Genomic DNA, 24,512 nt, shown 5'->3' on the forward strand with positions numbered 1-24,512 from the left:
GACGAGTTCCAGCGCACGATCGACGAATCAGAGCGCACGATCGACGGAGGGCCGGTCAGCGTGCCGCCGGATCGATGCGGTAGATCCGCATCGCGTTGTCCCGGAACACCCGCCGAAGGCAGTCCTCACCACGCGGAGCGAGGACGTCGACGAGCGCGCCGACCAGGATGTCGAAGGAGGCGTTCGGCTTGTCGATGGGGTAGTTCGACCCGAACATCACACGGTCGGGACCGAAGTGTCCGATGACGTGCTCGACCAGCGGACCGATCATCTGGGCCAACGTCGATCGGCTGCCGATGTTGCCCCAGCGTTCGTGTCCGTAGCCGAGGACCGGCAACGCCAGCCCGGAGAGTTTGACCGCCACGTTGCGGCAGGCCGCCAGGGTCACCATGCGTTCGCGCCAGAGCTGGAGGATGTCGGCGCGGGCGGCGGCGGTCGCTCCGGTGCGCACACCCACCGGGCCGAATGCTCCCACCGGGGCGCCGAGATGATCGATGACGATGGTCGACTCCGGGTACTCACGGGCGAGGTTGACCACCTCGTAGAGCTGGTGCGAGTAGCAGAACGCGTCGAACGACAGATCGCGCTCGACGAGGTCGGCGTATCCGCGCAAGAACTCCCGCGACGAGAGGATGCCGTCCTCCCCGGCACCGTTGCGGACCCGGAGATCGTGATGGCGGGTGGTGATCAGCCGGATGCCGCGCAGCCGATCACTGGCCGCTGCGTGCTCGTCGAGCAGATCACCGAAACGGTCCGAACGAGGGTCGGCGTGCGCCACGATCGCCCCCAGCTGGGGTGCCCGACCGACCCCGAACGGCAGACCGTCGATGTAACGGGTCTCCTCCACTGCCGAACGCCCAGCCGGCTGCTCGGCGCCGCCCGCGGTGTCGTCGCCACGCCAATGCGCCTCGATGTGGACCACGGTGTCCACCCCGACACCGACCGTCCCCGGGAGCACCGCCGTGTCGGAGAGGTACTGCACCGGCTCGTAGGCGCGCGCGACCGTGGTCGGCGTGAGCACGTACTCGCGGTCGGCCTGCGTGGTCATCGCCCCGAACAGCCGATCGCCGACCCCCGGCACCATGCGGTAGACCCGCGACAACCGATTGGACGCCCATGGCGTCCGTCGCGGATTCCACTGGTGGAGGTGGGCGTCCACGATCCCGGGGACGATCCCGTCCAGGGAGTTCACCGTCCGAGCGTGACACATCGTCGGTGGTGATCGGCGGATCTTCGACCGATCGCGTGGGACAGGCGATCTCCGACCTCACCGGTCTGTCGTACGGGCCGCATCGCACATGGCCGACTACGCTGGGTCGGGCAAACGCACGCGGCCCCTCGTCGGGGTCGGGGGATCCCGGACCGGTCAGCGGAGGTGAGGTCGTGGCCACGCATTCCCGCCACGTGCTGCATGATCTGCGGGCGTTGGTCAACGAGAACCCCGATCGGTTCGTGATCGAGGTGTACACGCGGTTGTTCGCAGCGAATCCCGATCTGCGCGAACTGTTCCCGGCCGTGATGACCTCGCAGCGCAAGGCGTTCTTCCATCTCATCGACCACGTCCTGGACGTCGTGCCACGCCACGAGGGACACGGCGACCTGGTCGAACTGCTGGCTCAGCTCGGACGGGACCATCGCAAGTACGGTGTGCTCCCCGAACACTACGGGGTCATGTACCGCGCATTGATGGCCGAGTTCGAGTCGATGTACGGCAGCCACTGGGACGCCGAGACCGCCCAGACGGTCTCGCAGGCGATGATGCTGACGACCGGTGTGATGCGCGGTGCCGCGGAGTCGGCACCCAATCCCGCGCGCTGGACCGCCGAGGTCGTCGAGAAGTTCCGCATCACGCGTGACCTCGCGGTCATCCGTCTACGCGCTCACGCACCCTTGCGATTCGCAGCGGGCCAGTACCTCGAGGTGCAGATCCCGCAGTGGCCACGGATCTGGCGCAACCTGTCCCCCGCCATCCCGCCCAATCCGAACGGCGAACTCGAATTCCACGTGCGGGCGGTGCCGGGCGGCACCATGAGTCCGTCCATCGTCGCCGACACGGGAGTCGGGGACGTGTGGACCTTTGCGCAGGAGCACGGCACCCTCCACATCGACGGTGACCGACCGGTGCTGATGATCGCCGGCGGAACCGGACTCGCGCCGCTGCGCGCGCTGCTCATCGAGATGTCCATGCGCGCCGACTCCCCGCCGACCACCATCTACTACGGGATGCGGCATCCCGGTGAGCTGTACGACCTGGCGGTCCTCCGCCGGATCGCGACGACGAACCCGTGGTTACAGGTGGTCGCGGTGTCGGAGCAGACCGACGATCCGTGGTGGCTGCAGTCGATCGGGACGCCGGCCGCACTGGGCATCCCGCACCGCATCGGCACGCTCGTCGACGCCGTACTCGCCGATGGCCGCTGGCCAGACCACCAGGTGCTCATAGCGGGGTCCGGTCGGATGATCGACGCAACGCACCGGCGCCTGGTCATCGACGGTGTGCGGTCGAGTCTCATCCAGCACGACCCGGTCGACTGACGTCGACTGACCGGGGCCGCTCGCCGGCTCGGGTCAGCGGAAGGACGGAAGCTCGCTGGCGGCACCGCTCGGGTAGACGGTTTCCGTCTCCGTCAGCGTGACCGTGGTGCCGGGACGCGTCCGAGTCACCGTGGACTCGCGGGTGACGGTCTCGCGGGGACGAGCGGATTCGCTCTCGGTCACGGTCTCGGTCACCGGCTCTGCGGTGCGCGTGACGGTCGCCCGGCTCGGCTGCTCGGTCACGGTGGTGGTGACCACGGACGGAACCGCGGAGTCCTGGCGGGTCGACACTGTTGCGTACACCGCGGTGACCGCGATCGCGCCGAGCAGCAGTGCTGCCGCGACTGCGCCGCCGATCATCCACCAGCGGCGGCTGACCGTCGACGACGGTCCGACGACCCCGACGGGCTCCGGCGGTGGGGTCTGCGCGACGACCGCCGAACCGACAGCGGGTGCCAACGAGGGTTGATTGGCGACACGGACGGGACGTCCGAGCGCGTATTCGAGCGCGGGGGCGACACCGGGGAGTTCGGCGCCCGCACCGGTGACAATCGCGGTGTTCACCGAGTCGCTTCCGGGCGTCGAGTGGATCGCGTCGGCGAGGGCGGTCGCACCGGACGGGTCCGTGACCGCGCCGGGAGTACCGTCGGCGAACTCAGAGGTGCCGAGCACCTCGCCGGTCGCGGTGTCGACGGTGACGATCGAGAGGCCGGGCGACGGAGCACCGTCCCGACCGAGGTCGACGAGGGCGACGACACCGCCGCGGGTCGCTTCGGTGCGCGCGACCTCGGCCAGGGCGGCCGGGAGGTCGGTGACGAAGACCCGACGATGCCAGTCCGGACTGCCCGGACCGAACGAGAGCGCCGACGTCAGATGTGCCTGGATGGAGGGCCGCGCACACGCGATCCCGATGGTCTCGACGTGATACGGGACCGAGGTCGCCAGTTCGTCGATGGCATCGACGACCGTCTGCGGACGTCCGTCCCGGAGGTCGACCAGGTTGCTGGCGAGCACCTGCCCGTCGGCGCCGCGCACCACCGAGGCGATCTGGTCCTCGATGACCGACACCCCCAGCGCGGTACCCGCGATCGGGCCACCATTCCCCTGGGACATCTCCGAACTCCATCTCCCCGCCGCCTGCCCTACTAGGCAGTCAGCGTATCGGGTGCCGATCGGCGCCGGGCAGCCGTGTGGCCACCCGGCGCCGAGGTGGGCATTCCGAGTCAGTCAGTTGTTCGTTTACGACGCGGCTGCCACACCACGAGGGCGCTGGTCCGCGGTACCGGGACCAACTCACCGCCGCGTCGGGTGCGCGCCGCGTCGACCTCTTCCTGCAGCTCACGGACACGCGACTGCAGCGCATCGACCTGATTGCTCAGATCGATGATGCGCTTGATGCCGGCGAGGTTCACACCCTCCTCCTGGGAGAGCCGCTGGATCTCACGCAGCAGTTCGACGTCGCGATTGGAGTACCGCCGACCACCGCCGCTCGTGCGCTGCGGCGTCACGAGCCCCAACCGGTCGTACGTGCGCAGGGTCTGCGCATGCATGCCGGCGAGTTCGGCGGCGACCGAGATCATGAACGTCGCGGTGGTCTCCGCGGACGTGTGATCGAAGCGGTCGGCCATGATCATCGCCCCCAGCCCGCGCGGGGGTCGAAGCCCGATGCCCGCTCGGCATCGGCGTAGCGGCGCATCGCCTCGACGGCCTCGTCGTCGAGCGTCGGGGGTACGGCGACCTTGACGGTGACCAGCAGGTCACCGGCGCCGCCGCTGCGCTTGGGCACTCCGCGCCCGCGCACGCGCAGTGTCCGACCGTCGGTGGTGTTGGCCGGGATCTTGACCCCGACCGATCCGTCGAGCGTCGGCACCGACACCGTCGCGCCGAGTACGAGCTCCGAGAAGCTCACCGGCAGCTGGATCTTGAGGTCGTGACCGCTGCGGGTGAACACCTTGTCGGCGGTCACGTGGACGACCACGTACAGGTCGCCCGACGGCGCACCGCGTCGTCCGGCCTCGCCTTGGCCGGCCAAGCGGATGCGCTGACCGTCCTCGACGCCTGCCGGGATGCGCACGTTGATGGTGCGCGCCCGCACCTTCACGCCGCTGCCGTCACAGTCTGTGCAGGGGTCGTCGATACGCGAGCCGGTGCCCTGGCAGTCCTGGCACGGTTCGCTGAACCCGAAGGCGCCTTGGTTGCGACTGACGAAGCCGGAACCGTTGCACGACGGGCAGACCCGCGGGCTGGTCCCCGGCTTGGCGCCGCTGCCGTGGCAGGTGGTGCACGGCGACGGACTGGTCACCCGGAGTGGGACGGTGGTGCCCTGCGCCGCGTCGGCGAAGGTCAGCGTCGTCTCGGTCTCGAGGTCGTTGCCGCGGCGTGGCCGGTTCGCCGTCGTCGACGTGCGGCCGCCGCCGCCACGGTTGAAGAGTCCGTCGAAGAGGTCTCCGAATCCGCCACCGGCGTCGGTGGTCGCGCCGCCGCCGTTGCCGAACAGGTCGCCGATGTTGAAGTCGGCGCCGGGCGTACTCGTGTAGGTCGTGTTGCCAGCGCCGAAGCCGCCGGGGAAACCGTTGCCGCCACCGCGGAACCGACCGCCGGCGAACATCGCTCGGGTCTCGTCGTATTCCTTGCGCTTCTCCGGGTCGGCCAGGACGCTGTGGGCTTCCGACACCCGCTTGAAGCGTTCTTCGGCCGCCGCATCACCCGGATTGGCATCCGGGTGCAGCTCACGAGCGAGCTTGCGATAGGCCTTCTTGATCTCTTCGGACGAAGCGCCAGAAGCAACGCCCAGGTCCTTGTAGAAGTCGTGTTCCAACCATTCTCGTTGGGGAGCCACCAGACGTCACCTCCTTCGGTATCGATTTGTCTGGATGAAGTTGTCTCGGCGCGGACCTCGGGGGTCCGCTCGGTCCTCGCACGCGAGGCCCGGCGCCGGCTCGCACCGCTGGGCGATGAGAGACCTGGTCACCGGGCCGCGCGTATCGGTGGGACTATTCTGCACCGCTGGAATCGGCGGCGGGGTCCGCACTCGCGGACGCCGCACCCTCGACCGCGTCGGTCACGGTGACCATCGCGTGTCGGAGGGTTCGATCGCCGAACCGATAGCCCTGGCGGTAGACCGCGTCAATGACCGGGTTGGAGCCGTCGCCCTCGTGTTGCACGGCCTCGTGCAACTCGGGGTCGAAGGGCTCACCCGGCTGACCGAAGGCGGTCAGGCCCTGGGCGGTGAAGACGTCGGCGATCTTGTCGGCGACGCTCTTCAGCGGTCCGCTCTCCAGATCTCCGTGTGCGCGTGCCCGCTCGAGGTCATCGAGTACCGGCAGCAGGTCCGTGATCAGGGCCGACTTGCCGTAGGCGATCGAGCTCTGCTTCTCCTTCTCCGCACGACGGCGGTAGTTGGTGAAGTCCGCCTGCAGACGCTGCAGGTCGGCGGTCAGCTCGGCGCGCACCTTCTCCACGTCGTCACCGGCCTCGGCAGCCGCGGCAGCGGCGTCGGGGTGTGCCGGATCGGTCGCCACGTCCGGGCCGGGCCCGGCGGCCGGATCGCCGCGCACCTCACCCGTTTCCGGGTCCACGTGCGCACGATCGGCCACCGTCGCCGACTCGTCCGGTCGCGTGCCTTCCGGCCCGCCAGCGGTCACTTGTTCTCCTCGGTGTTGCTCGGCTCGTCGACGACCTCGGCATCCACGACGTCATCGTTGCCGTCGGCCTCACCCTGGGGTGCGCCATCGGCCGACTCCGCCGAGGTGTTGGCGTAGATCGCCTGTCCGAGGGCCTGCGACTCCGCCGACAGCTTCTCGATCGCGTTCTTGATCGCGGTCGTGTCGTTGCCCTTGAGTGCGTCCTTGGCCTCCGAGATGGCGGACTCGACCTGCGTCTTCACGTCGGCCGGGACCTTGTCCTCGTTGTCCTTCAAGAACTTCTCGGTGTGGTTGACCAGCGACTCCGCCTGGTTGCGGGTCTCGGCCTCCTCGCGGCGCGAACGGTCCTCGTCCGCGTGCGCCTCGGCATCCTTGATCATCCGGTCGATCTCGTCCTTGCTCAGGCCCGAGCCCTCCTGGATGCGGATGCTGTTCTCCTTGCCGGTGCCCTTGTCCTTCGCGGTGACGTGCACGATGCCGTTGGCGTCGATGTCGAAGGTCACCTCGATCTGCGGGACACCCTGCGGCGCAGGGGCGATACCGCCGAGCTCGAACGATCCGAGCAGTTTGTTGTGCGACGCGATCTCGCGCTCACCCTGGTACACCTGGATCTGCACCGACGGCTGGTTGTCCTCGGCCGTCGTGTAGGTCTCCGACCTCTTGGTCGGGATCGTGGTGTTGCGCTCGATCAGCTTGTGCATCACGCCGCCCTTGGTCTCGATACCCAGCGACAGCGGGGTCACATCGAGCAGCAGGACGTCCTTGACCTCACCGCGGAGCACACCGGCCTGCAGTGCGGCACCGACGGCGACGACCTCATCGGGGTTCACGCCCTTGTTGGGGTCCTGACCGCCGGTGAGCTCCTTGACGAGCTCGGTCACGGCCGGCATACGGGTGGAACCACCCACGAGCACCACGTGATCGATGTCGCCGACGGCGATCCCGGCATCCTTGATGACAGCCTGGAACGGTGCACGGGTGCGCTCCAGCAGATCAGAGGTGATCTTCTGGAACTCGCTGCGCGAGAGCTGCTCGTCGAGGAACAGCGGGTTCTTGTCGGCGTCGACGGTGATGTAGGGCAGGTTGATCGAGGTGCTCTGCGAAGCCGAGAGCTCGATCTTTGCCTTCTCAGCAGCCTCACGGAGACGCTGCAGGGCCATCTTGTCCTTGGTCAGGTCGATGCCGTTCTGGCTCTTGAACTTGTCGACGAGCCAGTCGACGATGCGCTGATCCCAGTCGTCGCCACCGAGGTTGTTGTCACCCGAGGTCGCGCGGACCTCGACGACACCGTCGCCGATCTCGAGCAGCGAGACGTCGAAGGTACCGCCACCGAGGTCGAAGACCAGGATGGTCTGTTCCTTCTCGCCCTTGTCCAGGCCGTAGGCCAGTGCGGCAGCGGTCGGCTCGTTGACGATGCGGAGCACGTTGAGGCCGGCGATCTGGCCGGCTTCCTTGGTGGCCTGACGCTGAGAGTCGTTGAAGTAGGCCGGGACGGTGATCACCGCGTCGGTGACGTCCTCACCCAGGTACGACTCGGCGTCGCGCTTCAGCTTCTGCAGCGTGCGGGCGCTGATCTCCTGGGGCGTGTAGTTCTTGTCGTCGATCCCGACGGTCCAGTCGTTCTCGCCCATGTGGCGCTTGACCGAGCGGATGGTGCGATCGACGTTGGTGACGGCCTGGTTCTTGGCGGGCTGGCCGACCAGGACCTCGCCGTTGCGCGCGAAGGCGACGACCGAGGGGGTCGTGCGCGATCCCTCGGCGTTGGCGATGACGGTGGGCTCGCCACCTTCGAGCACCGACACCACGGAGTTGGTGGTGCCGAGGTCGATTCCGACAGCACGAGACATGTGTGGTTTCCTCCTGTGTTCTTACGGGTGTGCACCCGGTGTGGGCGCCGGTTCGGCGGGTCACGCGCGTCCCGGCGGATGTTCGTCGAAATCCGCGTCTGCCCGAACTTCAGTGCGTCCGACTCATGTCCTACTGAAAGAACGGGCCGGAGTCAACCCAGGTTGAGCGGTACAGACTCAGCTTTCTCGAATGGTCCAACGGACCCGCGGAACGGATTGTTCCCGATCCACCGAAAATAGTTGAGTCTTGCCGACTCAGGTCTCCATCGGCCTGACGCCGAGTAGGCTGTGTCGTGGACCACACGTCATCTTCTGGCCTCTGTGGTCCGCGAACTCCACGGTTATTGTTTTGTCGTCCGCAGTCAGGATTCGGCATCGGACCGTGTGCCGAACCGGCTGTCGTGACCGGGCAGGACTGGAACTGACTGCCCGAATCGCGAGGTCGATCTCCTGGCGAGCACGACGCTAGGGAGGTGCATCGGCGATGCCAGATCGTCGCGAGGTGTTCGGTCGGGCCGCACTCGAGGTCATCGCGGGTGGCGGGGTCCGGGCACTGACGCATCGGGCTGTCGACGTCGCCGCCGGGCTGCCGCCGGGATCGGTCAACTACTACGCGCCGAGCCGGGCGAAGCTGCATCAACTCGCACTGGTCGAGGCCTACAACGAGATGTACGCCATCGCCGGTCGCGCCTTCACACCGGTGATCGAGTACATGCAGAACGTCGGTCGTCCGACACGCGACGTGATCGTCGACGGGACGGTCGCCTTCGTCGAGGCGATGACCGACGAGGGCAGGGGTCTGGTGGTCGCGCGGCACGCGTTGCTCATCGAGGCCCAGTTCGACGACGACCTGCGCGAGCTCGTCACCGCCCATCGGGCACGCTTCATCCAGTTCACCGACCGGATCGCCCTGGCGTCGAACCCGGAACTGCCCGATCGCTACGCCGAGCTGACCGTCGCCCTCATCGAGGGTTTGATCCAGCAGCAGACACTGGTCGCACACCGACAATTCTCCCGGCCGCTCCTGCGCGTCACCGTGGCGCGGCTCTATGGTTTCCGCGACGAGGTGTTCAACATCCCCGCGACCTGAGGAGCATCGGCGTGACGAGTGCCGCGACCGGCAACGATTCCGTTCTCTCCACGTTCGACGGCTGGCGGCCGCTGCTGGATCAGCTGGCGCCGACCGTCCGTGATCGGCCCGTCCGATGCGTGGGCAACGTCTCGGCCGGAGCCTGTGGCAGTACAGGCGTCGGCGATGCGGTGTCGTTGCCCCGCAACCTGACCGACTACCTCTTCGGTGCGGTCGGCGACCTCGACATCGACTTCTGTGCGACGGTGTTCCCCGGCAACCGCGCCGAGGTGCTGATCCTCGACACGACGACGCCACAGTTGCGGGCAATGGCGGACCTCGGATCGGTGGAGGGCGTCGTGTTGGTACCCGGGTCGCTTCCGGAGCCGTATCGGCGTCCGGTGCAGCGCTTCGCCGAGCACGCCATGTTCGGCGGTGGCGACCCTGTGCTCACCGAGTCGATCATCCGCGAGGTACGGCCCGACGCCGTCGGTGCCACCGAGGCCCAGCTGGACGCCGCCGAGGCGCGCATCGGATACCCGCTGCCGGCCGACGTCCGCGCGATGTACCGAGTCGCCGCCGAGGGAGAGGTGCTGATGCTTCCCGGCGGCGTGGCCGTCACGCCCGAGATGCGCGACGACCCGGCCAACGAGGAGAGGCTGTGGGATGCGTTCGACTTCTTCATCATTCCCGTCGACGACCTCGATGGACGTGCCTACGCGGCACCACTGCAGCGGATGACGTCGTGGCGATTCGGCGCCGGCGAGGTGATCTCGCCCGATCCCCTCGGCCGGATTCAGCCGGTCGGAGCGTCGCCGGCGTGGTTCGTCTTCGCCGCTGACGGATCCGGCGGTTTCTACGCCGTCGACCTCGAACCGGGACCCGGCGGTTGCGTCGGCCAGGTCCTGCACATGGATCGTGATCAGGCCATCGGCGCGACGTGGGTCGCGCCGTCGCTGACCGGCTTCCTCGTCGGTGGCGGCTCGGACGAACCGGGTCACTTCTATGACGAGGACTCCGAGGAACGGTTGGTGATCCGCGTCGGCGACCACACCAGGCGGTGGATCTCCGACGTCGCGCCGCAGACCGAGGTCCTGCACATCAACCGGCTCGTCGATCGCACCGTCGATCTCCGTGCGACAGCCGGACATCCGCGTCTGCGCACGGTGTCGATCACCGAGGACGTGGTCACCGGCCTCGGCGCACTGCGAGAGCTCCCCGCACTCGAGTACCTGGAGCTCACGCCGAATCTCTGGCGCTCGATGATCGCGCACGGCGACGTGCCCGCGACGCTGTTGGCGGCCGGAATCGAAGGCCCCGCAGCATCATTCGAGGAGCCGATCGGCATCGCGAATCAACTACTGCGGCTTCGGGGTCTGCCACCAGTGCCGGTCACCCGACTCCGCCCCGGCGCCGCGCCGGACCTCGTGTACCTCTGACGTACACCTCCGGCGTAACGCCTGACGTGGACGCCCGACGACACGTTGTGGGTCGAACAGCCGAACGGCCCGGCGCGACTCGTGGTCACGCCGGGCCGTTCGGTGGTCGGTCGCGGACTGCTGGTGCGAGCGCCGCGACCGGATCGTCGCGTAGCCGTCAGGCTGCGGCGGTCCCGACGTCGGCAGCTGCCGGTTCCAGTGCTGCCGTGACGATCTCGGCGACGTCGGTCATCGGTCGCACGTCCAGTGCATCGAGGACCTCGGCCCGCACATCGTCGAGGTCGGGCTCGTTGCGATGCGGGATGAAGACCGTCTCGAGCCCGTTCCGCTGAGCGGCGAGCAGCTTCTGCTTCACACCGCCGATCGGTAGCACCCGACCGTTCAGCGTGACCTCACCGGTCATGCCGACCTCGGCCCGCACCCGACGACCGGTGGCCATCGAGACCAGCGCGGTGACCATCGTGACGCCTGCCGACGGACCGTCCTTGGGTACGGCCCCGGCCGGGACGTGCACGTGGATGGTCTTGTTCAGCGACTCGGGGTCGACGCCCAATTCCTGCGCATGGGCTCGCACATAGGAGAGGGCGATCTGCGCCGACTCCTTCATCACGTCTCCGAGCTGACCGGTCAGCTTCAGTCCCGGCTCGCCGTCGACGCCGTTCACCTCGATGAACAACACGTCGCCACCCATGCCGGTGACCGCCAGTCCGGTCGCGACGCCCGGCACCGCGGTCCGTTCTGTGCTCTCCGGCGTGAACCGGGGACGACCGAGGAAGTCGCGCAACGAATCCCGATCGATCGTGATCGAGGCGACCTTGCCCGGCTCCGATGAGTCGGCCAACTTCGTCGCCGCCTTGCGCAGCGCCTTGGCCAACAGTCGCTCGAACTGTCGGACACCCGGTTCGCGGGTGTAGTTCGCAGCGATCTCTCGCAGCGCATCGTCGGTGACCTCGACCTCGTCGGCATCGAGCGCGGCCCGGTCACGCTGCCGAGGAAGCAGGTAGTCCCGTGCGATGGCGACCTTGTCGTCCTCGGTGTAGCCGTCGAGCGTCACCAACTCCATCCGGTCGAGCAACGCCGACGGGATGTTCTCGATGACGTTGGCGGTGGCCAGAAACAGGACGTCGGACAGGTCGAGGTCCAGATCCAGGTAGTGATCGCGGAAGGTGTGGTTCTGCGCGGGGTCGAGGACCTCGAGCAGTGCCGCCGCGGGATCACCGCGGAAGTCGGAGCCGACCTTGTCGATCTCGTCCAGCAGCACGACCGGGTTCATCGAACCGGCCTCGCCGATGGCACGCACGATCCGTCCGGGCAGCGCACCGACGTAGGTGCGTCGATGACCACGGATCTCGGCCTCGTCGCGCACGCCACCGAGGGCGACACGGACGAACTTCCGTCCGAGCGCACGCGCCACGGACTCACCCAGCGACGTCTTGCCGACGCCCGGAGGGCCGGCCAGGACCATCACCGCACCCGAGCCGCGACCGCCGACGATCTGCAGGCCGCGCTGAGCGCGACGGGACCGGACGGCCAGGTACTCGACGATGCGATCCTTCACGTCGTCCAGACCGTGGTGGTCGGCGTCGAGGATCTCGCGGGCTCCCGCGATGTCGGTGGAGTCCTCCGTGGTCGTGGTCCACGGCAGGTCCAGAACGGTGTCGAGCCAGGTACGGATCCAGCTGACCTCGGGACTCTGGTCGCTCGCGCGCTCCAGTTTCCCGACCTCACGCAGAGCCGCTTCACGAACGTTCTCCGGCAGGTCGGCTGCCTCAACGCGCCCGCGGTAGTCGTCGGCGCCCTCCGGCTCGTCCTCGCCCAGTTCCTTGCGGATGGCGGCGAGCTGCTGGCGGAGCAGGAACTCCTTCTGCTGCTTCTCCATCCCGTTGCGGACGTCGTCGGCGATCTTGTCGCTCACCTCGGTCTCGGCGATGTGTTCGCCGGTCCAGTCGATGAGCAGTCGCAGCCGTTCGGCGACGTCGGGCGTCTCGAGCAGTTCGCGCTTCTGGATGTCGGTGAGCCAGGACGAGTAGCCCGAGGTGTCGGCGAGTGCCGACGGCTCGGTCATGGCGTTGACGGCGTCGATGATCTGCCAGGCCTCGCGGCGCTGCAGCATGGCCAGGACGAGCTTCTTGTACTCGGCGGCGAGGGTCGTCGCCTCCTCGGTGGGAGCGGGATCGTCGATCTCGGTGACCTCGACCCACAGTGCGGCACCGTGGCCGGGCGTTCCCGACCCGATCTGCGCGCGCTGCTCACCCTTGATCACCGCAGCCTGAGCGCCGCCCGGAATGCGTCCGAGCTGCACGATTGATGCGATCACGCCGTGGCTCGGGTAGCGGTCGTCCAGGCGTGGAGCGACCAGGAGTTTGCCCGACTCGCTCGCACGAGCGGCGTCGACGGTCGCCTGCGCGGCATCGTCGAGCGGGATCGGGACGACCATGCCCGGCAGGACCACCAGGTCGGGGACGAACAGCACGGGCACTGAATACGTAGCGGACATCGAACCTCCAAAGTTCAGTCTGGTCGACTCAACTGAGATGGCCGGATCTTTGTTCCCGGGCAGATTTCGCCGTGGGTGAACGGTAGGTTCGGGTTCGTGCCTCCGATAGACGCCGCGCCTCACACGGCCTGCAAGGCACAAACGGTGGAATGAAAGGGCGATCATCGTCCTTGCGATCGCAGTGTGCACCTGCCTAAGAGGGCTGCGCCCCGGCGGCGAAGCTCCCGAAACAGAGGGGGTGTGTACGTTCTGTCTCTCGACACGGTTGTGTTGGGAACAAGGGCAGACGCGCGGATGATAGGACTCCAGCATGGGGATCTCAGATCACGCGATGGAAGCCGCGGAACGTGGCTGGGTGGATGGCGACGAGTGGATCTGCGGTCGATGTCTGACCAACCCCAGCCTGCGGAGGGCGATCTTCGAGCAAGGAGAACAGGAGGCTGGGACGTGCACGTTCTGCAACGCCGCCATGTCAGTCGCATTGCTCGACGTTGTCGTCAGCGAAGTCGCGGGTGGGCTGTCGGCTGAGTACGACGACCCAATCAGTGAAGCAGGGTACGACGGGGCCGAGGGCGGCTACCAGACGACAACCTACAACACAGGAGATCTGCTTCAGATGCATGACGATATCTCCGCAGATTCCAACGTAGTGGAGGCAATCGCCAACCGTTTCGGCTCCAGAGTGTGGTGTCAACGCAACCCGTATGCCCTGACGCCCGAGCAGGCCCTGGTCGACGGCTGGGATTCCTTCTGTGACTCTGTGAAGAAGAGTCGTCGGTACACGTTGCTGGTCCCTGACCCGAATGAGACGTTGCACGCCGGTGAACTTGCCAGGCATACGATTCCAGGGTTGGTGGCCGGTGCGATCGCCGATGCCAACCTGACCAAAGTCATTCTAGAAGGGGCGCGGTGGTGGCGGGTGCGTGTCGACGCCGATGGAGGTTGGCACTCGATGGCCAGCGCAATCGGTACCCCGGAGCCCCAGTACTCCAAGGACAACAGAATGACTCCGAAGGGAATCGGTGCCTTCTACGGCGCGACAACCCTCGACGGCGCGTTGGCCGAGGTGGGTTACCCAAGGACTGCCGGAAACCTGAGTGCGGGCGAGTTCGAGGTATTGGTCCCACTTACCGTGATCGATCTTTCAACGGCGCCTCCGATTCCATCACTGTTCGACAGAGACCGGCGCCACTTGCGTGGTCCGATCACGTTTCTGCATGAATTTAGCGAAGCTATCCGCGTCGAGTCCCCACCGTCGGACGTGCACCTGCTCGGCTACATCCCTACCCAGGTGATCACCGAGATGCTGCGCTACTACGCGATCCCCGGCAAACAGATCGACGGAATCCTATGGCGGTCAGCGAAAAACCCCAATGAGGTGGTGTGCGCGTTGTTCGTCGACCACAACGCCATGATCGACTCCACAGCGCCCGGTCGGCCACCAGCGGCGGCTCGCATGATGCTCGACGTGGGCACCGTCGAGCACCGTTCCTCGGGATCTTCAAACCCGAGTGTTTGACCCGGGACGCTGTCTGGAGGTTCCTTCGGCATCTCCTAGGACGGGTCGCTGGCGTGGCGATCGGGCGCACTTGACATCGGACCGTCGACGTGAAGTGCGCTCGACGTCGCTGTTCGGCCACCTCGCCAGTCCCTTGGGGTTCGCGGACCCCGACCACGGGCCCGAGGCGGCTAAGTGACCAGTACGAGACACGGAAAGTCGCTGACACACATGTTCGCCACGGGCCCGGGTGGGTGAACATAGGTTCTTGAGCAGGAACCCGTGCGGTCGATACATGACTCGGCGGGATTACAGACGGAGGCAATCTTGGCGCGAGTTCCCTGGGGCGATTTGGAAGGCGACGACGTAGAGCGATTCGTGGCCGCTTTGATTCTGCTGGATCACCCGGACGGCTCGCGGGTCACGCCAGCCCAAGGGGACAGTGGGGTCGATATCAAGGTACCTAACGGCGACGGATTCGATGTCTACCAGGTAAAGAAGTACACTTCCGCCCTCACATCGTCGCAGGCGACCGAGGTTCAGAAATCTTGGGATCGTGTTAACCACGACTTCGGCGCCAACAACATCATCAAACGTTGGTTTCTCGTCATGCCGTGGGACCCGACCGAAGCGCGAGAGAACTGGCTTTCTCAGCTGACGACGAGCGCCAACTTCCCCGTCAAGTGGTGGGGCAAGGCTCACCTCGACGGCATGTGTTCCCGCCACCTGAACCTTGTGCGGCTCTTCTTCGAGGACGGAGCAGAGCGAATCAACGAATTGCTCACCAACCTCGTCGCGTTGTCGGGTGACGTGGGTTCCAGCGGCCTAGATGTGTTTGCGACGCGGTACATCGGACTGCAACAGGAACTCGACAAGCTCAGCCCGTTCTACCGGTATCGCCTCGAGGTCGTCCCCGCGAATGAAGTACAGCCAATTGAGTCAATCCGAGATCGCCCGGTCTTCACCGCGGAGGAAGGGCTGGAGAACTACCGGAAGATCTCGGCCGACTCCTTCATCCGCACATCCGTGTCGGCGATCTCGGTAGAGGCGGAAGCATTCAATCCGACTCCGATGATGGTGAACCTGCGCCTCGAGGATAGCCCTGATGTACGTGCATTCCTCGACTTCGGAGTTGCGCCAGATTCACCGGTCGCCGGCGAAGTGGTCGATGCTGTGATGCCCCCAGGTCTCACCGCCCCGGACGGGCCTGTGGAGGTTGGCCTCACCGACCTGATCGTTCCGAACTCGTGGGAGAACCTGGAGCTACTCATGACCACGATCAACAGAGGAGAGGGGGTCGACGACGATTCCTCGGCCTTAGAGCTCTCAAGCTTCGTTACCACGGAAGGGGCGATCGGGAAACAGATGGTCGGTAGTTCGGGCGCGGTGGGGGTGATGCTGACGTTTCGTCGACACCCCGCAGGTTACATTTTGGACACCTGGGCGAAGCAGATCGCGGGCGAGGCGCCACACCACGTACTGCCCTCTCTTATGTTCGCAAGTCGGCTGTGGTCGGGTGGCCAGCAGGTCGAGATCCGGGTTCCGAACGGCCCATCCGTGATTCCGCCAACGCCGGTCGCGGAGGATGCGCGACTCGCCGATTCAGCCCAAGATTGGACTGAGATCGTCCAAAATCTGATCGCTGTGCAACGTTGGACGCCGGTTCCGCTCAAAGTGCCTCACCGCGGAGATGGCGCCGAGGTTACGTTGCTGCGGCGAGCGGCTGAGTTGACGGCGTCCGACGAGCCGGTCTCACGTTCGTGGGACTCGCTACGAATCGTGCAACACCACCCCGATGTCCCCATGGCCGGGGAGTGGGAGCTCCTAGCCTTTAGCGGAATCTCCATCTCGCTCGATGGCCGCGAGATCGACCTCGATGTCACGGTGCAGCAGCACTGCGAACGTGTTGAAGCGATCGAGGCCGGACCGGGATATGTCGTGGTCCGCCCGGTTGGCGATGCCCCTGTGCGCGAGCTGATGGTTGAACCGAAACCGGACAGAGATGGCCGAGTCGTCGCGCGACCGTTGACGGAGCAGGCTGCGGGCACCGGCGGTGTACGTGACTTACAAGAGCGCACCGTGATCGAGCTGCGCGACCTGGCCAAAACCCTCGGCTTGAGCGGGTACTCAGGGCTTCGGAAGTTGGAGCTGGTTGAGCTCATCAGGTCCGCCAGGGAGTGACCGGCTCTATTCCAGGATGCCGCGGATCGAGCAGATAACTATGCGGGCAGACGAAGCACGAAAATGTCGAACGTTTAATTCGGATCGAACGTGTTTGACCGTCATCGAACTCACCAAGAACCGCGTCGAGCCCACTACACGAGCGTTAAGCGACTCATTCGGTAAGGAGAGGTGCGTGCACGAGTGAAGACGCTCAGAAGAATGCACACGCTATCTACGGATCACGTGTATGTCGAGGCGATTTCCGAGTACGAGCGATGGACGCCTGCGGGAGAACGTGCTGAGATCTGGCGGAATCTCGACCTTTTGGTTGTTCAGCTCGACAGTCTTGACATTACGTACAACGATCTTCGGAACGCTTTATGCCCCCGTCAGGACAAGCGTGAGGCCTGCCTCATGTTCGACTCGGAAGCTCTCGCGAAGACCTACGGTGACTACGCATACGGTGCAAGCAACTTCATTGTTCCACTCCTGCCGACGCAACTGAATACGGCGATTCGTCACGGCGATCTGATCAGCGAAAATCGACGTGGCGACGTCGGCTACCTCGCAAGCACGTACCCTCATCTGCGCTTGGATGGAGTAGGCGCGACCGAGCAGATCTATTGCGTGCATCTATCGAATCTCAGCCCGGGAACTCGTGATGCGATCGAGTTAGGGCTGAGAGGCACTCCTGGTTTCATCGGCGTTGTTGACACGACACTGCAGTCTCCAATAAAGAACCTGATCAGCGGGACTCTCTCCGCGAATCTCCTCAAAGCAGGGTCCACGTACATCTCCGCGCACTACGACGAGATCGAGCCGAAGGAGGGCGTGTACGAGGGCAATTGGGATCTCGGGACCGCGCGGACTGTATCCGTCTTTGAGGTTCTTTTCGGACAGTATCTTGTCTACAAGATTCAGCGGTCGAGCGACGGCGCGCTCAGTCGAAACGAGGCACTAATACTGACATCCCTTGATGCCAGCTATAGCAGGAAAACTAGCTCGAAGATCGACGTTTCGATCACAGACAGCAAGTTTGATTACCTGACGTCTGCGAAGGGAGTAAACCTAGAGAATATGGGGCTCGGTCACCTCACCTCCGACCAATTGTGTTCGCTGGTCCTGGACAAGGTTCGTCACCACTATCTCTACGGTCTCCGACTCCTCGAAAATGGGGATCTCCTGTGCTCAACTCTCATAGAACTCGAGCGAGCAGGTAGCAGTTCATATCGCGCCGAGGTCGGACTGAGACTCGAGCCGGACGACGACACCTTCCATATCACAACGTTCTACTAGGGCCGGATTCTCAAGTCCTCCGAGCGGTCACCAGCGGACTCGCGAGGATTATGCCAACTTAGTGAGAATCCACTGGTGACGTGTTCGTGAGAATACCCAGGTCACCCACGACACTGAGGATGAGAAACTGCAACGGGGGCCGCGCCCGCTCCCGCGCAGCCGTTCCACCGATGAGTTCACGGCGGACGGGCTGTCCATATCTGGGAACGCCCACCGACATCGACGAGGGAGGCGGCATCGTGAACGACGAGACCGTGCGCGCGCATCTGACCATCCACGCACCGGTCGAGCAGGTGTTCGCCACGCTCGCCGACCCGACGACACATGGCTCGATCGACGGCACCGGCTGGGTGCAGGAGGCCGTCGACACGGCGCCGCTCAGCGAGGTGGGGCAGGTGTTCCGGATGGGGATGTACCACCCGAACCATCCCGACGGTGACTACGAGGTCGCCAACCAGGTCCACGTATTCGAGAGCCCGGACCTCATCGGCTGGCGTCCAGGTACATACGAGGACGGCGAACTGACATTCGGCGGATGGACCTGGCACTACGAGTTGCGACCGATCGGCCAGACCGAGACGGCGGCGACGCAGATCTACGCCTGGTCCGCCGTTCAACCACACGTCCGCGAGTACATCGACTTCCCGCCGTTCGCCCCCGATCACCTGTCGAACTCGTTGATTCACCTCGCCGGACTCCTAGGTGTACAGACGTAGCCGTTGGTGTCAGTGACCGACACCAACGGCTACGCGAGCGGGCGGACCGTCGGGCGCGCCTCGGATGCCGCCCGCAGCGCTTCCCGAAACGCACGCACCGCGGGGTGGGCGCCGCGACCGGCCCGCACTGCCGTGTACAGGATTCGCTCGGGCCGACCGGGCAACTCGATCAACTCCAGGCCGTCGGACTGCTCGGTGGTGATCAACGACGGGATGAACGCCGCGGCATGACCACTCCGAACCAGATGCGCATGCATCAACGGGTCCGGACTGACGAATCGAGCGCGCGGCTCGAATCCAGCTGTCCGACACACCGCCCGGGCCCAGTCACCTGAGACGGATTGCGCCGGGTCGAGCGCCCACGGCACCTCGGCCAAGGCCTCGACACCGTCGGTGGGCCAGCCGCGCGACGCAGGCACCGCGAGGAGAAGCGCATCTGCGACCAAGTCGGTGCGGTCGACGTTGGCTCGCACGGGGGTCGGGATGCCCGGGTACTCCTCGCCGAGGATCAGGTCGAACTCGTGCGACAAGAGTCCGCTGTACGCTGCATCGACCTGCAACTGATCGAACTCGATGCGCAGACCCGGCGCGGTGTCGGAGAGCAGATCCAACACAGCCGGCACAATCGCGAACACCACCGTCTGGAACGACGCCACCCGGAGGGTGCCCCGCACCGCATCCGACGCGGCAGCCAGCTCGGACTCGGCCTCCTCCAGTTGTCGGAGCACCACCTCGGCGTGGGAAACCAACCGCAGCGCAGCGTCGGTGAGCACCACACGCCTACCCACGGGTTCCAGCAGGCGTGCGCCGACCTCACGTTCCAACAGCGAAAGCTGCTGGGAGACAGCCGATGGCGTGTACGACAGCGCTCGCGCCACTTCGGCCAGCGTACCCCGATGGTGCAGTTCGACCAGCAATCGCAGCCGGGGAACGTTCAGCATGCCGACCTCCCAACAGGTCATCAATACTGACCATTATCGCGCAGATACATTCACTGGACTAATCTGAGCAGCACAACGACGCTGGACTCATGGACACGCGCCGCCCCGAATGGGCCCACCGATGACCGCCGCGCTCCACCCCGGCGGGACGCGGTCGGCTGTCGCGATGGTCGTCGGGTCGTGTGTGTCGCTACAGTTCGGTGCTGCGCTGGCGGCACACCTCTTTCCGGTCGCCGGCGCGTGGGCGGTGACCGCGATGCGACTCGCCATCGCCGCCGGCCTGCTGGTGGCCATCACACGGCCGCGGATCCGCCGGTGGTCACGGCGTCAGTGGCGCACCGTGTGCCTACTCGGAGCCGCACTGGCCGCCATGAACGGCTGCTTCTACGCGGCAATCGAGCGTCTACCGCTCGGGGTGGCGGTGTCGATCGAGTTCCTCGGTCCGCTCGTCCTCGCCGCGGCCCTCTCGCGCCGACGAACCGATCTCGTGAGCGTAGCCCTCGCCCTGACCGGCATGGCGCTGCTCGGCGTCGAGGCAGCAGTCCACGCGACGTCGCTCGACCCGATCGGCGTGCTCTTCGCTCTGGCGGCGGCCTCGTTCTGGGCTGTCTACATCGTCGTCAATGCTCGCGTCGCCCAGTCGATCCCCGGCACCGACGGTCTGGCGATGGCTCTTGCCGTCGCGGCTGTCGTCGTGCTCCCCATCGGCCTGACACAGGAGTTGGGCGCTCTTCTCGAACCACAGTGGCTGGGCATCGCCGCCGCCACAGCCCTGCTCGCGTCGGTGATCCCGTACTCCCTCGAGCTCGCGGCTCTACGGCGAATCCCGCGCCATGTCTTCGGGGTCCTGCTCGCGTTCGAGCCGGTCTTCGCCACCGTCGCCGGCTGGCTGTTACTGCACCAAGGAGTCAGTCCACTGCGCATGACCGCCATCGGGCTGGTCATCATCGCGACCCTCGGCACCGTGGCGACCGGGGAGAGATCCCGACGTGCGCGTGCCGCCGAGGAGACTCCGGCACCGCTCGCCACACCCGCACCGACATAGCGGATCGCCGGGCGTACAGAGCGTTCGAGATATACGGTTCTCGAGTCGGGAAGACCTGGAGAACGGACTGATCACCCATGCCACGCATCTTCTCGAGACTGTCCCGACTGGCCGTAGTCACTGTCGCCGCAATCGTCGTCGGCACCGCCTCGGCAGCACCGGCGGCAGCCGACCCACCACCGTCGTGGCTCACCGACGTCATCGGCCAGAGCGGCACGGGTTCACTGGGAACGGGTTCTGGCCCCGGTATCGGTTCCGGAGGAGAACGCGGTCGCTTCGCGGTCGGACTCGACGTGAACACGCTTCCACCCGGCGAGCGGATCAGGATCACGGTGCGCACTCTCGAGGTGCTGGACGACTGCGTCGGGAGCGGGGCAACCGTCGCCTCGCGGTACGCGGGCCCGACTTTCGAGCGGATCCTCTTCACGGTGCTGGCGAGTCAGTGCTCCGGCGCGGAACCCGTAGTGCGCCTGGTGGGCGACGGAGCCACCACCGCCGGCCTCCCCGCGTTCACGATGACCATCACGGTCCGCCCAGATCTGCAGACGACCTGCTCGGTGGCGGGCCCGTACACCTGCCGCAAGACCGAGGCAGCGGCGCTCAACGGCGGACTGTTCCTGATCGGCGTGGCGCAGCCCTAGTCATCAGTGCGAGGGAACCGATCCGGCCGCCGACACCTCTAACACTCGAGACGTTCGGGCGAGGAGGGCAGCATGGTCGAGAGCTTCGGTGTGGCACCACAAGTCGTGGCTGCGATCATCCGGACGTGGGAGCAGCAGGCCGGCTTTGTGCGCGAGATCGACCTGCACGAACTGGCCGAACTCCCCGGCGCCCAGAGTCGCGTCCTGGCAGCATTGCGTACCTTCCCGGCTCCGTCGCGCGCGGTCATCGACTCCATCGCCGATCGACTCGGCGAGATGACCAGCGCTCTGAAGCTGTTCGATGCCGAGACCGGCGCAACGGATCGGACTGCAGCAGAGCGATTCCGGCAGCTACCGGGCCGATGATCCGATGCTCCCGACGATCTCGGCCCTCCGCTCCTGGCCCGACACCGACCGCGCGTCGACGATCATCGGCGATGCGGCGACGGTTCTCGACGGAGCGTCTCGCACGATGATCCGCGCCTGCGATGCCGGCGGAAAGTGGTACGGCGCAACCCGATCAGCCGTCGATGCGCGGGTGCGTGCCGAAGGCGACCACGGCGACGAGGTCCGCAACGTGTTGCAGTCGGTCGCCGACACCACCGAGGATGCCGCCCGGGACATCGGCTACGCCCGTGATCACGTACTCCGCGAGGTCCGATACGCACAGGAGGCGGGGTTCACCGTGTCCGATGTCGGTGACGTGACCCATCCACTCGAGACATCGGATCCCGACGCGAAGGCAGTAGCCGACAACTTCGAGGCGGCGATCCGATCCGGCCTCGCGACCATCGACGTGTTCGACGAGAAGTACGGTGCCGCGCTGGAGGAACTGTCGGCCGACCTGCACGCCATGACGAACGGGCAGCCGCACATCCGCCTCCCGGACGGGCGCACGATGGACGCAGACGATCTGGCGCATCGACTACGCGGCATGACTCCGGAGGCTCGTCGACGGCTGATCGACGCACTCGACTCGACCGCGCTCCGTCACCTGATCCAGGCAGATCCCACGACCGTCGGCAACCTCGACGGCATCCCGTTCGCGGTGCGCATCCGGGCCAATCACCTCGCCATCCGCACTGCACTGTCCGCCGAGATCAGTGCGGGCCGATCGAACAGCGCTCGCGCGCAGCAACTCCGTACGATGCTGTTGCCGATCCCCGATCCGGCTGCGGTGACGATGCGGGGTGGACGCGCGGTCGCCGGGCGGGGCGCCGACGATCAGCTCGTCGATCGGCAGTACGTCGCCTTCTCCGACACTCCCAATGGTCGGTTCGTCGAGATGATCGGCACGCTGGGCCCGACGACCCGTGGCGCCGCCGTCTACGTGCCCGGCACCGGGACGAATCTGAACTCGAGCGAACCCAACCATCGGGCCGCGTGGAGTCTCGCGCAGCAGAGTGGCGCACCCGTGTTCCTCTACGCCGATGGCGATCTCCCCCAGACACTCGTACCGGGAACATCGGACCGCAACGTCGTCGGCGCGGCGGCCGGTCTCGCGCAGGTGTTGAGCGGCAACCCGATCGGCGGGCACGCAGCGCTGCTCGGGACCATCGCCGAAACTGTGCAGGACGTCCCCGACTCGGCGCTCAGCGATCACAGCGCGCGCGAGATGGCGCCACGGCTCGTCGGGTTCGCGCGTGAGCTCGATGTCGAGATCGCCCACAGCGCACCGGGGGCCACGACCACCGTGATCGGCCATTCGTACGGCGGATCGATCGTCGGAACAGCGGAGCAACTCGGACTCCGCGCCGACCGTGTGGTCTATGCGTCGTCGGCGGGGACCGGGGTGCTGGACGGACCGTGGCACAATCCGCAGGCCGATGTCCGGCGCTACTCCATCACCGCGCCGGGCGATCCGATCCAGTACATCCAGGGGCTCGCCGCGAGCCCGCACGGCGGAGACCCCGACATCACGCCCGGTGTGGGTCGGCTCGACACCGGGACCTACAGCGCTCTCGATCCAGCGAATCATCCGGCAGGGTCTGCGATCCGCGGCCTCGACGGCCACAGCGGCTACTGGAACGATCCCGGCTCCACCGGGTTCCGGAACATGGTGGCCGTCATCCGAGGAGACGAGGCGGAACCGTACGTCCACCGCGAGGACGACGCACCTGCGCGCGAGCGCATCGAGGCCCCGGCGCGGACCGGCCTCTCCGCGGCGCGCCGTGCCGGCGAGTCGGTGGTCGAGCACCTGAGTCGCGCGGCCGGCCGGATCGTCCGCGACCTGGTGCCGTGGCGGTAGCGATGAACCGCGACAACAACTCCCACGGCACCACCTCCCGCGACCTCGTCTCGACGACGCGACCTCGGTCGAGGTCGCGGGAGCGAGACGAAGTCGCGAGAAGGTGCGCGACAGGCCCGCTCAGTGCACCGTCGACGCCAACTGGACGAGGGTGTCGGAGTAGGTGCCGCGGGCCTCCGCGTGACGCAGGAAACCGACCCGCTCGACGAGGATCTCGTCGGTGGCGTCGGGGAGCAGCCGGACGACCTCGTCGAGGAAGTCCGTCAGCGGCATCGCCCAGTCGGCCTCGGCCTGGCCGGGCATCAGATCGGTCTGCACCGCGGGCGGGACCAGCTCGAGTACTCCCACCGAGGTGTCGGCGAGTTGGAAGCGCAGGCTCTCGGTGAACGAGTGGATGGCCGCCTTTGTCGCGCTGTAGGTGGCCGTCGGCACCAGCGGCACGAATGCCAGGCCGCTGGAGACGGTGACGATGGTGGCATCGGGCTTGGACTGCAGGAACTCGGTGAACGCGCCGACCAGTCGCAGCGTCCCGAGCAGATTGGTGGTGACAGCACGCTCCGCGGTGGCGAGGAAGTCGGCGGTGTGCAGGTCCTCGGCCTCCATGATCCCGGCCATCGTGATCAGCACGTTGGTGTCGGGGAAGCGCTGCTGGACATCGGCTGCCACGCGGCTGATGTCGTCGGGGTCGGAGACATCGAGACGGACGGCCTGGATTCCGGGATGCTCGGCTGCGATGTCGGCGAGCTTCTCCGACCGACGGCCGGCGACGATCACCATGTTGCCCGCGTCGGCAAGACGGAGCGCGAGGCCGAGACCGATGCCCGAGGTGGCGCCGGGGATGAAGATGGTGTTGCCGGTGAGCTTCATGGTTCCTCCTCGCCCGTCCGGTGCCGGTCGGGACGGTCGGGCATATCGGGGTGTGATTCGTACGCC

20 protein-coding genes are annotated in these 24,512 nt (G+C 66.3%); 11 read left to right on the forward strand and 9 right to left on the reverse strand.

What is annotated here, in order from left to right:
- Positions 1 to 55: 55 nt before the first annotated feature.
- Positions 56 to 1,192 carry an amidohydrolase family protein gene (locus GS4_RS06250; RefSeq protein WP_007618675.1) on the reverse strand — a complete coding sequence of 379 codons (1,137 nt, stop codon included), beginning with the start codon at positions 1,190 to 1,192 and terminating at the stop codon, positions 56 to 58.
- Between the two features lie 191 nt (positions 1,193 to 1,383).
- Here GS4_RS06250 and GS4_RS06255 point away from each other — a divergent pair, with 191 nt between their 5' ends.
- Positions 1,384 to 2,535, forward strand: coding sequence for an FAD-binding oxidoreductase (locus GS4_RS06255; protein WP_007618676.1), 1,152 nt, complete (start codon positions 1,384 to 1,386; stop codon positions 2,533 to 2,535).
- A gap of 33 nt (positions 2,536 to 2,568) precedes the next feature.
- Here the strand turns inward: GS4_RS06255 and GS4_RS06260 are convergent, their stop codons facing one another.
- The 5 genes from GS4_RS06260 to dnaK all read right to left on the reverse strand — a co-directional run bounded on the left by GS4_RS06260 (position 2,569) and on the right by dnaK (position 8,026).
- A complete protein-coding gene (locus tag GS4_RS06260) occupies positions 2,569 to 3,648 on the reverse strand; it encodes a hypothetical protein (RefSeq protein ID WP_007618677.1) in 1,080 nt (359 codons plus the stop codon).
- Between the two features lie 110 nt (positions 3,649 to 3,758).
- On the reverse strand, positions 3,759 to 4,163 hold the full coding sequence (locus GS4_RS06265) for a heat shock protein transcriptional repressor HspR (RefSeq protein ID WP_007618678.1): 405 nt from the start codon (positions 4,161 to 4,163) through the stop codon (positions 3,759 to 3,761).
- Between the two features lie 2 nt (positions 4,164 to 4,165).
- On the reverse strand, positions 4,166 to 5,374 hold the full coding sequence (gene dnaJ / locus GS4_RS06270) for a molecular chaperone DnaJ (RefSeq protein ID WP_007618679.1): 1,209 nt from the start codon (positions 5,372 to 5,374) through the stop codon (positions 4,166 to 4,168).
- A gap of 154 nt (positions 5,375 to 5,528) precedes the next feature.
- Positions 5,529 to 6,179 carry a nucleotide exchange factor GrpE gene (grpE, locus tag GS4_RS06275; RefSeq protein WP_007618680.1) on the reverse strand — a complete coding sequence of 217 codons (651 nt, stop codon included), beginning with the start codon at positions 6,177 to 6,179 and terminating at the stop codon, positions 5,529 to 5,531.
- A complete protein-coding gene (dnaK, locus tag GS4_RS06280) occupies positions 6,176 to 8,026 on the reverse strand; it encodes a molecular chaperone DnaK (protein ID WP_007618681.1) in 1,851 nt (616 codons plus the stop codon). Before dnaK ends, grpE begins: the two co-directional genes overlap by 4 nt.
- 484 nt (positions 8,027 to 8,510) lie before the next feature.
- Between dnaK and GS4_RS06285 the strand changes: the two genes are divergently transcribed.
- Entirely contained in the window at positions 8,511 to 9,116 is a 606-nt protein-coding gene (locus GS4_RS06285) for a TetR/AcrR family transcriptional regulator (RefSeq protein WP_007618682.1), read from the forward strand.
- A gap of 11 nt (positions 9,117 to 9,127) precedes the next feature.
- Positions 9,128 to 10,534: an SMI1/KNR4 family protein gene (locus GS4_RS06290; RefSeq protein ID WP_007618683.1), complete on the forward strand. Its 1,407-nt coding sequence runs from the start codon at positions 9,128 to 9,130 to the stop codon at positions 10,532 to 10,534.
- 157 nt (positions 10,535 to 10,691) lie between these two features.
- On the opposite strand, the gene lon is transcribed toward GS4_RS06290, so the two are convergent.
- Positions 10,692 to 13,031 (reverse strand): endopeptidase La, encoded by a 2,340-nt coding sequence (gene lon, locus GS4_RS06295; RefSeq protein WP_007618684.1) that lies wholly within the window; start codon positions 13,029 to 13,031, stop codon positions 10,692 to 10,694.
- A 310-nt stretch (positions 13,032 to 13,341) separates the two neighbouring features.
- Between lon and GS4_RS06300 the strand changes: the two genes are divergently transcribed.
- The 4 genes from GS4_RS06300 (at position 13,342) to GS4_RS06315 (ending at position 18,704) form a co-directional block, all read left to right on the forward strand.
- Complete coding sequence (locus GS4_RS06300) at positions 13,342 to 14,550, forward strand: HEPN-associated N-terminal domain-containing protein (RefSeq protein WP_007618685.1); 1,209 nt, start codon at positions 13,342 to 13,344, stop codon at positions 14,548 to 14,550.
- A 306-nt stretch (positions 14,551 to 14,856) separates the two neighbouring features.
- Positions 14,857 to 16,710, forward strand: a complete 1,854-nt coding sequence (locus GS4_RS25945) for a Rho termination factor N-terminal domain-containing protein (protein WP_007618686.1) — start codon at positions 14,857 to 14,859, stop codon at positions 16,708 to 16,710.
- A 183-nt stretch (positions 16,711 to 16,893) separates the two neighbouring features.
- Positions 16,894 to 17,988, forward strand: coding sequence for a hypothetical protein (locus GS4_RS06310; protein WP_040509733.1), 1,095 nt, complete (start codon positions 16,894 to 16,896; stop codon positions 17,986 to 17,988).
- Positions 17,989 to 18,227: 239 nt separating this feature from the next.
- Positions 18,228 to 18,704: an SRPBCC family protein gene (locus GS4_RS06315; RefSeq protein WP_007618689.1), complete on the forward strand. Its 477-nt coding sequence runs from the start codon at positions 18,228 to 18,230 to the stop codon at positions 18,702 to 18,704.
- 29 nt (positions 18,705 to 18,733) lie between these two features.
- On the opposite strand, the gene GS4_RS06320 is transcribed toward GS4_RS06315, so the two are convergent.
- On the reverse strand, positions 18,734 to 19,645 hold the full coding sequence (locus GS4_RS06320; RefSeq protein WP_007618690.1) for a LysR family transcriptional regulator: 912 nt from the start codon (positions 19,643 to 19,645) through the stop codon (positions 18,734 to 18,736).
- A gap of 121 nt (positions 19,646 to 19,766) precedes the next feature.
- Here GS4_RS06320 and GS4_RS06325 point away from each other — a divergent pair, with 121 nt between their 5' ends.
- The 4 genes from GS4_RS06325 (at position 19,767) to GS4_RS25575 (ending at position 23,579) form a co-directional block, all read left to right on the forward strand.
- The gene (locus GS4_RS06325) at positions 19,767 to 20,690 is read left to right on the forward strand and encodes an EamA family transporter (RefSeq protein ID WP_007618692.1); all 924 of its coding nucleotides are present in this window, start codon (positions 19,767 to 19,769) and stop codon (positions 20,688 to 20,690) included.
- 77 nt (positions 20,691 to 20,767) lie between these two features.
- A complete protein-coding gene (locus tag GS4_RS06330) occupies positions 20,768 to 21,331 on the forward strand; it encodes a hypothetical protein (protein ID WP_007618693.1) in 564 nt (187 codons plus the stop codon).
- A gap of 72 nt (positions 21,332 to 21,403) precedes the next feature.
- Positions 21,404 to 21,697 (forward strand): hypothetical protein, encoded by a 294-nt coding sequence (locus GS4_RS06335; protein ID WP_007618696.1) that lies wholly within the window; start codon positions 21,404 to 21,406, stop codon positions 21,695 to 21,697.
- A gap of 4 nt (positions 21,698 to 21,701) precedes the next feature.
- Positions 21,702 to 23,579: an alpha/beta hydrolase gene (locus GS4_RS25575; RefSeq protein WP_007618698.1), complete on the forward strand. Its 1,878-nt coding sequence runs from the start codon at positions 21,702 to 21,704 to the stop codon at positions 23,577 to 23,579.
- A gap of 120 nt (positions 23,580 to 23,699) precedes the next feature.
- Here the strand turns inward: GS4_RS25575 and GS4_RS06345 are convergent, their stop codons facing one another.
- On the reverse strand, positions 23,700 to 24,446 hold the full coding sequence (locus GS4_RS06345; protein WP_007618700.1) for an SDR family oxidoreductase: 747 nt from the start codon (positions 24,444 to 24,446) through the stop codon (positions 23,700 to 23,702).
- Between the last annotated feature and the right edge of the window lie 66 nt (positions 24,447 to 24,512).

Source organism: Gordonia soli NBRC 108243, assembly GCF_000334455.1.
In the GTDB taxonomy this organism is placed as follows: Bacteria; Actinomycetota; Actinomycetes; order Mycobacteriales; family Mycobacteriaceae; genus Gordonia; species Gordonia soli.